Source organism: Okeania hirsuta, from assembly GCF_003838195.1.
Taxonomy (GTDB): Bacteria; Cyanobacteriota; Cyanobacteriia; order Cyanobacteriales; family Microcoleaceae; genus Okeania; species Okeania hirsuta.
Genome location: NZ_RCBY01000251.1, coordinates 1 through 9,929, shown reverse-complemented (window position 1 = coordinate 9,929; position 9,929 = coordinate 1). Strand labels below are relative to the sequence as shown.

Sequence of the window (9,929 nt, the reverse complement as noted above, 5' to 3'; positions counted from 1 at the left end):
CAAGCTCTTTTACCTTTACTTCAAGATGAAGATTCATCGGTGCGTCATTATGCTGCACAGGCGTTAGGCAAGTTAGGCAATGGTTCTGAACCTGTGGTCCAAGCTCTTTTACCTTTACTTCAAGATGAAGATTCATTGGTGCGTTATTCTGCTGCAGAGGCGTTAGGCAACTTAGGCAATGATTCTGAACCTGTGGTCCAGATTCATTGGTGCGTTATTCTGCTGCAGAGGCGTTAGGCAACTTAGGCAATGATTCTGAACCTGTGGTCCAGATTCATTGGTGCGTTATTCTGCTGCAGAGGCGTTAGGCAACTTAGGCAATGATTCTGAACCTGTGGTCCAAGCTCTTTTACCTTTACTTCAAGATGAAAAACCAGGGGTGCGTCATTATGCTGCAGAGGCGTTAGGCAAGTTAGGCAATGGTTCTGAACCTGTGGTCCAAGCTCTTTTACCTTTACTTCAAGATGAAAAACCAGGGGTGCGTCATTATGCTGCAGAGGCGTTAGGCAAGTTAGGCAATGGTTCTGAACCTGTGGTCCAAGCTCTTTTACCTTTACTTCAAGATGAAGATTCATTGGTGCGTGATTTTGCTGCAGAGGCGTTAGTCAAATTAGGCAATGGTTCTGAACCTGTAGTCCAAGTTCTTTTAGCTTTACTTCTAGATGAAGATTCATCGGTGCGTTATTCTGCTGCACAGGTTTTAGGCAACTTAGGCAATGATTCTGAACCAGTGGTGCAAGCTCTTTTACCTTTACTTCAAGATGAAGATTCATTGGTGCGTTATTCTGCTGCAGAGGCGTTAGTCAAATTAGGCAATGGTTCTGAACCTGTAGTCCAAGTTCTTTTAGCTTTACTTCTAGATGAAGATTTATGGGTGCGTGATTCTGCTGCAGAGGCGTTAAAAAAGTTAGGCATTAATTCAAAGCTTGAAAAGTAAAAAACCTAGTTGTTCAATTAATAGGCGTTGCTGAATCAAGGTATGAAAATAAAAATTGAACAATTTGAAATAGTTGTTATTCAATGGTTTATAAATTACAAAAAAATACAAATCATACCCAAAATCAGCAACGCCAATTAATAAATATTTCACAGAAAAAAAATAAGGAGCAACAATTAAATGCCTTACAGCGATTTAACATTACCCAAAATTCAACAAGAATTTTCCTTAACAATCAATGAAAAAGTCGATTTTTTTGCCAATATTCCAGAAATTAAACCAAGCGATTTTCTAAAACAAACATTACAAAATAACTTACCATTAGCCTTAGCAATTAATACAGAAAAAGCCCGTTCTGAAATGATTATTGCCCCAATTTTAATAGAATTCAGAAAAATCCTGAATAATCAAATTAGCCTGTTTTCCGGAACAGAATTTAACGTCGATACTGCCAGAGGATTAAACGGTACTTGTGACTTTCTCATTAGTCTAGACCCAGAACAACTATTTATTAAATCTCCAGTTTTTGCCATTGTAGAAGCTAAAAAAGAAAACTTAAACGCGGGATTAGGGCAATGCCTAGCAGAAATGATTGCAGCACAAATATTTAATCAACAACAAGGCAATCAAATTTCCACCATTTACGGTGTCGTCACCACTGGAAATATTTGGAAATTCTTACAATTAGAAAATACAGAAGTTCATATCGATCTAACTGAATACTTTATTAATAACTTAGAGAAAATATTGGGAATTTTATCCCTGGGAATTAATAGTAATTTGCCCAACAAACAGTAAAATATGTAGATGCGTTAGACGGCAACAATTTAGAAGATGAAAAGCATTTAATAATCCGTCGCAGGGCACCGTTAAAGAAGAAATCATATAAAATCTGGTTGAATAGTTGTCATTGCGACGATAGGAAGCAATCTAAGGGTTGCGCGGAGATTGCTTCCTTCCACTCCGTTCCAGTCGCAATGACTTAGATATAATAAAATCTGGTTGAATAGTTGTCATTGCGACGATAGGAAGCAATCTAAGGGTTGCGCGGAGATTGCTTCCTTCCACTCCGTTCCAGTCGCAATGACTTAGATATAGTAATTATCCGGAAAGGAACGAGTTGGTTAGGACATAGACTAATGATGAATCTTAGATTAGGCAATGTTTTTCCCACTGTTGCCTGTTGCCTGCTATACAAGATTAAATTTCTCTCAAAAAACTTTCCCCTGGTAATGACAAATTCTGTAGTTTACTATTTACCCAATTTGCTGCTACTAGGCCAGAAGCGAAAGCACCCTCAATATTATCTCCAGCACACCAGTCACCTGCACCTACTAATGGCAATGGTAATTCTGTAGTCAGACAAGAAACAGCTAAAGGTTGACGACAAAAAGCATAACGCCACCGATGTACTTGCAACCATTCTGGAGATTTTAACCATGGCGTCAATTGTTGCCCTGTATACTCTAGTAATTCTTGCCCTGCTGGTTGTAAGTTTGTGCTGTCGAGGTGGGTAGTGGCAAATTTGGCGTTGCTTTGAATGACAAATACAGGTTGAGTAGAATGAGGGCGTTTACTGCTATCAAAACCTACCCAAGCAAGATAGTCATCATTAGGAAAAGCAAGCGATCGCCACTCCGGTAAATTTTCCTGTAGAACTGGAGAATATCCCGCCATCACAGTAATACAGGGGTCATATTCCACAAAACGCAAATTATTGAGAAATTCGGGTGGCGTTTCCGCAACAGGTTTATCTAAAATCATTAATGCTTGAGGTGCAGGAATAGCTACAACAACAGCTTTCGATATTACTTCTATAGGTTTTTCAGTAGCAACATCATTAGTAACTTCCAGACTCAGATGCCAATTTTTGTCTGCTGTTGCTTGCATAGTTTCCACTCGCCTACTAAACCAAACCTCTAAATTTTGGGCAAGAAATTTACCCACAGAGTTCATTCCCTGGGGCGCAATATAACAATCTTTGGTAAGAGGAAGTATTAACCCCTGGGGTTGAGTTAGTTCATAAATTTTATCAGTCCAAAGTTGCAGAATGTGCTGGGAAGAAAGGCCATTTTTTTTTCTTTCTAGATAATTAATTAATTGTTGCAAAAATTTACCTTTGGGTTCGAGATAACGTAGCCCATGATCTACACGAGTTCCTGATACACGGCGAGTTGCCATCCGTCCCCCCGCTCCCCGAGACTTTTCCACTACCACCACCGAATAACCAGCCTGCTGGAGTTGTTGAGCGCAGACTAAACCAGCCATACCAGCACCAATTACTGTAACATCAAATTGTTGCGATCCCATAATAATTTTCCTGGCGACAATAGATAGTTATGTTATAATTATCTGGCACTCAACCTTAATTTGGTAATTTGCCTCTCAAACTAAAGTAAAATAACTAAGTCATGCTTGGTGGGTGTGGAGGAATATTAAGTTGAATGAACTAAGAGCAGCACTAGAATTAGCAACAGAAGAGGAGTTACAGCAGTTAACAGAACTTTTGTTTGGGCGCGGAATTAATCCTTTGGATTATTTCCAGACTCCTCTACCCATAGATGTACAAAGTCGCGATCGCGATGCCTGGTTAGACGCCCTAGAGCAAAGATTTTGTTATCTGGTGGCAGATGGCATGACTGTATTGCGAGGGCGCACTCAACAAATAACCTATCGGCAAGCTTTAATCAAAATTTGTCGTTATCTGAAAATTTCCTACTCTCAAGAGCTTTCAACTATAGATTTAGAAGCAGAGGTATTTCTTCATGTTTTAGGTCAGGCATGGAAACGCCTACCAAAATCAGAACAAGAGGTCTTAAGCCAAAGTATATGTCGATCCCTTGCCGAATCTAATGTGCCTCAGCCTTTACCAATATTAATACAAAAAAATCCATTAAGTTTACTGTTGAAAGGTGGTAGTGCTTTGGCCGTGAGTTCGATTTTGAAACCCATTTTACTTAAGGAATTTGCCCGCCAGTTTGCCATTCATTTTGCTAAATATCAAGTGACAAAAGCAGCATTAGTTAGGGGTGGGGCAACCGCAGCAGCTCAGTTTCAAAGTCACATAACTATGCAGATGGCTAATCGAGGTATGGCCATAAGTGCAGCTCGTTATGGGGCAGCAAGGACAGCTTTAAGTTTTTTAGGCCCGATGCTCTGGACTTGGTTTTTGGCCGATTTGGGTTGGAGAGCGATCGCTACAAATTATGGCCGTGTGATTCCTGCTGTTTTTGTTTTGGCCCAGATTCGGTTGTTGAATTAGGGTGGCTAGACACGGATTATGCCACGGATGTACGGATGATGGATAATAGACCTCTGCAAAAATGCCGATTTGGATTGGAGAGCGAAGGATGCGTTATAATTTAGGTTTTATTTTAGAGTTATATAAAGCTCTAAAACAATTTAATTATTATTAGAACTATATACATATAGTTGAATAGAATAGCAGTTCAATTTAGTAATTACAGAAAATTGCCATTAGAGTAATTGAACTAGGAAATAAAATTATAGTAGAAGAAATTTAAAATTATCAATCAATATCTATAAAGTGGCTCTATATTATAGAATGAGTAAAATACCAAACAAATCTATTGTTTGAATTACCAGTGCTTAGGAGAGCAGAAATGAGTCTGAATATTCAAGGTATAGTTAGTTCTGTTAAAGAAGAGCTAGCTCCTCAGTTCGAGGAAAAATTACGCAGTTATTTAGTACAACAAGACCGAGAATGGTTAATTGAACAAATTATACGTTTAACTTTAGATTCTTTATATATAAAAAAGAAAGATATTAAAGCTATTCAAGAACAAAAAGCTCAAGAGAGGCTTTCAAGAATAGAACGCCTGAAAGATATGGCATTAGATAGAGAAAAATTAGATAATTTCCTCAAAAAACATGAAAAAAGAGACCGCAATCAACTAATAGAAGCTGGATATTTAATTAATAATCCTCCAGAAAAAGGCACTGACTTAATAACAGAAAAATATCGGAGTAACCAGGGTAATGAATTACTTCTTCTAGCTAAGGATGTACTTTTTGCACTGCTATTTGGAGATGAAAGTAATCATGTTAAATTTACTAGATTTGAACAGGAATTATTAACATTAACTGTACCCAGATTCAAATCTGAATCATTAAATTTTATGAAAGCAACAACAGAAATTAGTGGTTTGGGAACCTGGCAAGATCCCGATAGTGTATCTAATGATTCACGGGCAGATAATATTATTTTGCAGGTCGAGTATGGAGAGATAGAAGGAGAATTAATAGGCGATGGTATTGTAACTTCTTTAAGCTTAATTAATAATCTAGAAATTAATGAGCAAATTCTCTATGCAAGGATGATAAATGTTGAACAAAGTACCTTAATTACTTAAGTTTGTTAGGACTTAGGTGATATTGTCCTTTTCGTCAAAATCAAATTTATATTTTGAACTTGTTTTTGCTACAGTCCCCATAAGTATTACCGAAAAATTGTGGGTATGCGTCTCCCCTTTTAAGGGGATAATAAAAAAAAATTTTCATGAATTTGTCAATCCTCTTCTTTTCAAGGAGAGGTAATTATTCATTATTCATTATTCATTATTCATTATTCATTATTCATTGTTGAACACTGTTCCCTGTTCCCTGTTCCCTGTTCCCTGCTATAACTGAAAGCCTTTGAAATTCTGACTCCTGACTCCTGACTCCTAATTACTCTAACCCTTGAGAAACAAAACCTGCCCAATGATAGGGATGTTTGAAATTTTCCCTTTTCCGAAGTTCAAACTGAGCTTTTCGTAATGCTTCCGGGCGAGTTTCTCCCTGGTTGCGGAACTGATAATATAACTGGCAAAACTCAGCAGTGGATTTGTCTTCCACTGACCACAATGTACTAACTACACTCAGGGCGCCTGCACTGAGGAAACCTGCTGCAATACTTAGAATGTCGTCGTTAAGTTTGTTGCTAAAAGTGAGGTTAGTTTCGCAACAGGAGAGGAAGACATCAGTTAATTTTGGTAAACGCCAGGTAAACACATCTCCAAGGGTGACATCCCCATCAAATAAATGTAGTTTTGAGTCTAGGAGGTTGATTAAGTCGGCGCTAGCGTGATGACTCGAATGGAGAATTTGTACTTGTTTTGCCAGTTGACGGTAGTTGTTTACTGTTGCTTGTTGATATTTGAGGTGCAGGTTATTCGGCACTTGGAACATTTGCGCGAGGTTTTGGCATTCGTACTCGCTACCTTCGAGGTCGCCTGTTGCATTTTCGACTATTCCCATTTTTGGGGAGTTGGTGGTTTTGTTGCAGTTATCGCAATAGCTGAGTATTTGACAACTGGATACGACTCGCAAACGGAATTTGTCACTTAGATAGGTTTTGGATATAGTTGTGGTTTGGGTTTGAGTGGGGCGCGGATTAAATTTCATGCCTTTGGTATTATCCATAGGTAGGTTGTCTGCGATGGTCACAGTTTCTGTTGTGATGGGTAAAGCAGCAAATGGAATTTGATGCAGGAATATATGAGGCACAATAATTAATTCTTTGATGTCTGTGAGATGTTTGGTAATAAGTTGATTTATTTGTAAGCGTTGGGCGAGTTGTTGGAGAAATTCTCCCATGAAGTGCGGAATGTAGGACTGAAGATGATGCCATGGGGAATGTTTGAACATTGTGGTTTATTCATATGAAAACCGCTGTAATGTGGGAGTTGCTATTGTGGAAGGGTGGCAAAACCCAAATTAAGGTAGGGGCGAATGCCATTCGCCCTCAAATGGCGCGTTCCGCAAAGCTCCGAATGCCGCCCTCACTCGATAAGCGTGTCCGTGCGTAAGTCCTGATATATGTGTAGGTTGGGTATCAGCAGGAAACCCAACAACTCCTCTTGTATCTGTGTAGGTTGAGTTGAGTCAGCTAAACACAAGAAGCATTTTGGGTTTGTTGGGTTACGCTAGCGCTTAACCCAACCTACATTCTTTGTCCTGCTATATCTTCAATATTTTTTAATAATTATTATAGCAGTCAAAGCAAAGGGCGCAGACATATCAAAAACTTAAAACTCAGACAACGCTAAGTTTTTCCTTCTTCCTTCTGCTATAGCAGTCGAAGCAAAGGGCGCAGACATATCAAAAGCTTAAAGCTCAAACAAAGCAAGACTTTTGCTTCTTCCTTCTTCCTTCTTTCTTCTTCCTTCTTCCTTCTGCTATTCTGCCATTTCTAAATAGCAGTGTTAAAATTACCAGTGTATTGGGCAAAAGTCATTAGCATACAGTGGAAAAATATTAATAATAAGTTAAAAATCTTTAACTTCCACATTGTCGTATTATCTTTTGTCCATACATTCTGCACTAATAATATCTAAAGTCTAATATGAGTGGTACTATTACTCCTTCCCAACCAAATATTAGTCAGTTGTCTGACACTAAAACGACATCTTTAACCTCCGGTTCTGTAGTAGGAGATTTCTTCCAAGAAACTCTAGCATTAACCCGTCGGTTATTTATCCAACTAAAACGACGCCCTTCGACATTAATAGCTGGAATTATCCAACCCCTGATGTGGTTAATCCTATTTGGGGCACTTTTCCAAAATGTACCTCAAGGTTTATTTGGCGAAAGTCAAAACTATGGACAATTTCTCGGTGCTGGTATTATTGTCTTCACCGCTTTTGCAGGTGCTCTTAATGCTGGTTTGCCAGTCATGTTTGACCGAGAATTTGGCTTTCTCAACCGCCTATTGGTGGCTCCATTAACATCCCGCTTTTCTATTGTCTTAGCTTCAGCTACCTTTATTATCACTCTGAGTTTGATTCAGTCAGCAATAATCATCGGTGCTGGTGCATTTTTGGGCGCTGGATTACCTGGTACATTAGGATTAGCTACCATCGCCCTGATTGTCCTAATGTTGGTTTTGGGCGTGACAGGTTTAAGTTTGGGTCTGGCCTTTGCTTTACCCGGTCACATTGAACTTTTGGCAGTTATTTTTGTCACTAACTTACCTTTACTATTTGCTAGTACTGCTCTAGCACCTCTATCTTTTATGCCTAATTGGTTACAGGTAGTGGCAAGTGTAAATCCTTTGACTTACGCGATCGAGCCGATTCGCTATTTGTATCTACATAGTGACTGGTCTATTGGTAGTATAATCATGGAAACACCTTTTGCTGATATTTCTTTTGGTACAGCATTGTTGGTACTTTTGGTCTTTGATGTAGTGACTTTAGTAGCAATTCAGCCTTTATTACGTCGTCGGTTTGCCTAAATTGATTCGATCGGGTGGTTCATTAATTGATAATTGATCATGGATAATTGATAATTACCTCCGGTTAAAACCGTTCTGACGCTAAAAATGTAGTAGCGTTAGACTCCTAAAATGTTGCATCGGGTAGGGGTGGGTTCCACGTTAAGTTAATTGCTCAACATTAAATTTGGATAAACCCGCCCCCTCCCCAATAATCTAATGCTACCGTAAAATAATATCTCTTCTTCAAACAGACCAAAAAAGTTGTATGCTATATATCTAAAGTTTCCTAAAAAAATGACGATACGACCTATGTCTACTCAACTTTTGACAAAAATCATTTTTAGCACCTTAACTACAGGAATAATAACTATATTCCTACCTCAGCCATCTTTTGCTGAATCTTATGAAACTAATACAGTTAATCCTCTAAAGGATTTGCAAACTGTAGATAACCCCGATCCTTTCAGTGGTTCCGGTGGGTTGAATATGTTCGATATTATTCATAACTCAAGACTGGGAAATAACCGGAATATGAAAGAGTATATGCTCGAACAACGTGACAGTATTAATGATGCAGCGACGCAGTTTCGCAATAAACAGCAGCAGCTAATAGAACCATCACAGAATGCTGTCGGTGATACTCCTGCTTCTACCCTAGGTGAGAGTGAAGTTAATCCTTAATCGACCACATAGTATAGTTATTTATTCCAGCGATCGCTCTGTTCCTCAAATCAGTATTTAAAGATAAGAGTCTATAATTGTATTGTAGGGGCGAATAACCATTCGCCCTTACGCATTGTATGAGGATCGACTGAATTATATTATTCCATGGAGCAGGGTTATTCTGCGTCACTATCATAGGAACATCTGTAAGGCTGATTCCTCCCTGGAGGCGAAACCAGTAGTCAGGTTTTCTTCTTCAAGTCCCTCTATAGGTTTTTCAATGTTCAAGCGAATCACAGGCTTTTGTTGTTGTGGCATCAGATTTTTCTTGGCCATCGGATTATTCCTCTGTGTATTTTTAGCTTAATTTGCTTGCATTTTAGGTTTATGAGTCACTACTGTCAAGTTAATGAGCTTAACTTAAGTAGCTATCAGCATTTTCCGTACCGGAATGCTCTGCAAACAGCACTCAGCTTTCAGCGCGCTAAAAGCTTGGGTTTAAATCCTCGACTTCCGCTCTTACCTTTTCCTCCACTTTTATGACCAAGAGAACGACGCAAAGCACTGAGGGTTTTGGCACTACCGAAACTATGAGTAGCATTGTAGGTATGGATTAGAGAATTATTTGGGTCAGAGGTTCGTACTAAAGCACTGACAACTCCAGTAACGGGACTTATTAGTTGTTCGTAGCGTTTTGTTGTTTGGTCGGGAGTGAATGCGCGATGACCGCCATCAGAGGTAAAATGTTTTTTGCGACTGGTGAGAGTCAGAGGATAAAATGCCATGTCTTTGAGTAATTTAGGATCGCCGCAAGCTTGACATTGAGGTCGTTTACTCAAAATATGAGTTTCTGTGGTCAGGTTTGTCTAGTTAAAGGTAATCACTTTTCCAGCGAGGGTAGTAAAGTTAGGCATTTCCACCCCACATCTTTGTACTATCCATTTGGCAACTTCAGTGGTTATTAGATTGATGGCAGTTGCCATAGTTGAAGGTAGGTAACCAAAAGAAGTAGGGAGAGATCCAGAAATTTCTCTTTTACTCGCACTAGATTTTTTGGGGTTGCACATTATGGAATGATATTGCCAAAAATTGGTTTAGATTTTGACTAAA

General features: G+C 38.9%; 12 protein-coding genes. 7 read left to right on the top strand and 5 right to left on the bottom strand.

From position 1 onward, the window contains the following. The 3 genes from D5R40_RS26895 to D5R40_RS26885 all read left to right on the top strand — a co-directional run. A partial coding sequence (locus D5R40_RS26895; RefSeq protein ID WP_205127705.1) for a HEAT repeat domain-containing protein occupies window positions 1-237 on the top strand: 237 nt, incomplete at its 5' end. 43 nt (window positions 238-280) lie between these two features. Then, on the top strand, window positions 281-937 hold the full coding sequence (locus D5R40_RS26890) for a HEAT repeat domain-containing protein (protein WP_161565079.1): 657 nt from the start codon (window positions 281-283) through the stop codon (window positions 935-937). Between the two features lie 180 nt (window positions 938-1,117). Continuing rightward, window positions 1,118-1,735 (top strand): hypothetical protein, encoded by a 618-nt coding sequence (locus tag D5R40_RS26885; protein WP_124155475.1) that lies wholly within the window; start codon window positions 1,118-1,120, stop codon window positions 1,733-1,735. A 402-nt stretch (window positions 1,736-2,137) separates the two neighbouring features. Here D5R40_RS26885 and D5R40_RS26880 read toward each other — a convergent pair whose 3' ends face one another. Next, window positions 2,138-3,247, bottom strand: coding sequence for an NAD(P)/FAD-dependent oxidoreductase (locus tag D5R40_RS26880; protein ID WP_124155474.1), 1,110 nt, complete (start codon window positions 3,245-3,247; stop codon window positions 2,138-2,140). Between the two features lie 130 nt (window positions 3,248-3,377). Here D5R40_RS26880 and D5R40_RS26875 point away from each other — a divergent pair, with 130 nt between their 5' ends. After that, window positions 3,378-4,199: a YaaW family protein gene (locus D5R40_RS26875; protein WP_124144645.1), complete on the top strand. Its 822-nt coding sequence runs from the start codon at window positions 3,378-3,380 to the stop codon at window positions 4,197-4,199. A 361-nt stretch (window positions 4,200-4,560) separates the two neighbouring features. Then, complete coding sequence (locus D5R40_RS26870) at window positions 4,561-5,310, top strand: hypothetical protein (RefSeq protein WP_124144644.1); 750 nt, start codon at window positions 4,561-4,563, stop codon at window positions 5,308-5,310. Window positions 5,311-5,626: 316 nt separating this feature from the next. Here the strand turns inward: D5R40_RS26870 and D5R40_RS26865 are convergent, their stop codons facing one another. Next, window positions 5,627-6,586 (bottom strand): CHAT domain-containing protein, encoded by a 960-nt coding sequence (locus D5R40_RS26865; RefSeq protein WP_124144643.1) that lies wholly within the window; start codon window positions 6,584-6,586, stop codon window positions 5,627-5,629. Between the two features lie 697 nt (window positions 6,587-7,283). On the opposite strand from D5R40_RS26865, the gene D5R40_RS26860 reads away from it, so the two are divergent. Further along, complete coding sequence (locus D5R40_RS26860) at window positions 7,284-8,174, top strand: ABC transporter permease (protein WP_124155473.1); 891 nt, start codon at window positions 7,284-7,286, stop codon at window positions 8,172-8,174. 276 nt (window positions 8,175-8,450) lie between these two features. Continuing rightward, on the top strand, window positions 8,451-8,837 hold the full coding sequence (locus D5R40_RS26855) for a hypothetical protein (RefSeq protein ID WP_124144641.1): 387 nt from the start codon (window positions 8,451-8,453) through the stop codon (window positions 8,835-8,837). 174 nt (window positions 8,838-9,011) lie between these two features. Here D5R40_RS26855 and D5R40_RS36130 read toward each other — a convergent pair whose 3' ends face one another. The 3 genes from D5R40_RS36130 to D5R40_RS40115 all read right to left on the bottom strand — a co-directional run bounded on the left by D5R40_RS36130 (window position 9,012) and on the right by D5R40_RS40115 (window position 9,886). Next, window positions 9,012-9,155 carry a DUF5837 family cyanobactin class RiPP gene (locus D5R40_RS36130; RefSeq protein WP_161564480.1) on the bottom strand — a complete coding sequence of 48 codons (144 nt, stop codon included), beginning with the start codon at window positions 9,153-9,155 and terminating at the stop codon, window positions 9,012-9,014. A 140-nt stretch (window positions 9,156-9,295) separates the two neighbouring features. Then, window positions 9,296-9,679 (bottom strand): TOMM precursor leader peptide-binding protein, encoded by a 384-nt coding sequence (locus D5R40_RS40120; protein ID WP_275670350.1) that lies wholly within the window; start codon window positions 9,677-9,679, stop codon window positions 9,296-9,298. Between the two features lie 6 nt (window positions 9,680-9,685). Next, complete coding sequence (locus D5R40_RS40115; protein WP_240041665.1) at window positions 9,686-9,886, bottom strand: hypothetical protein; 201 nt, start codon at window positions 9,884-9,886, stop codon at window positions 9,686-9,688. Window positions 9,887-9,929: the final 43 nt, after the last annotated feature.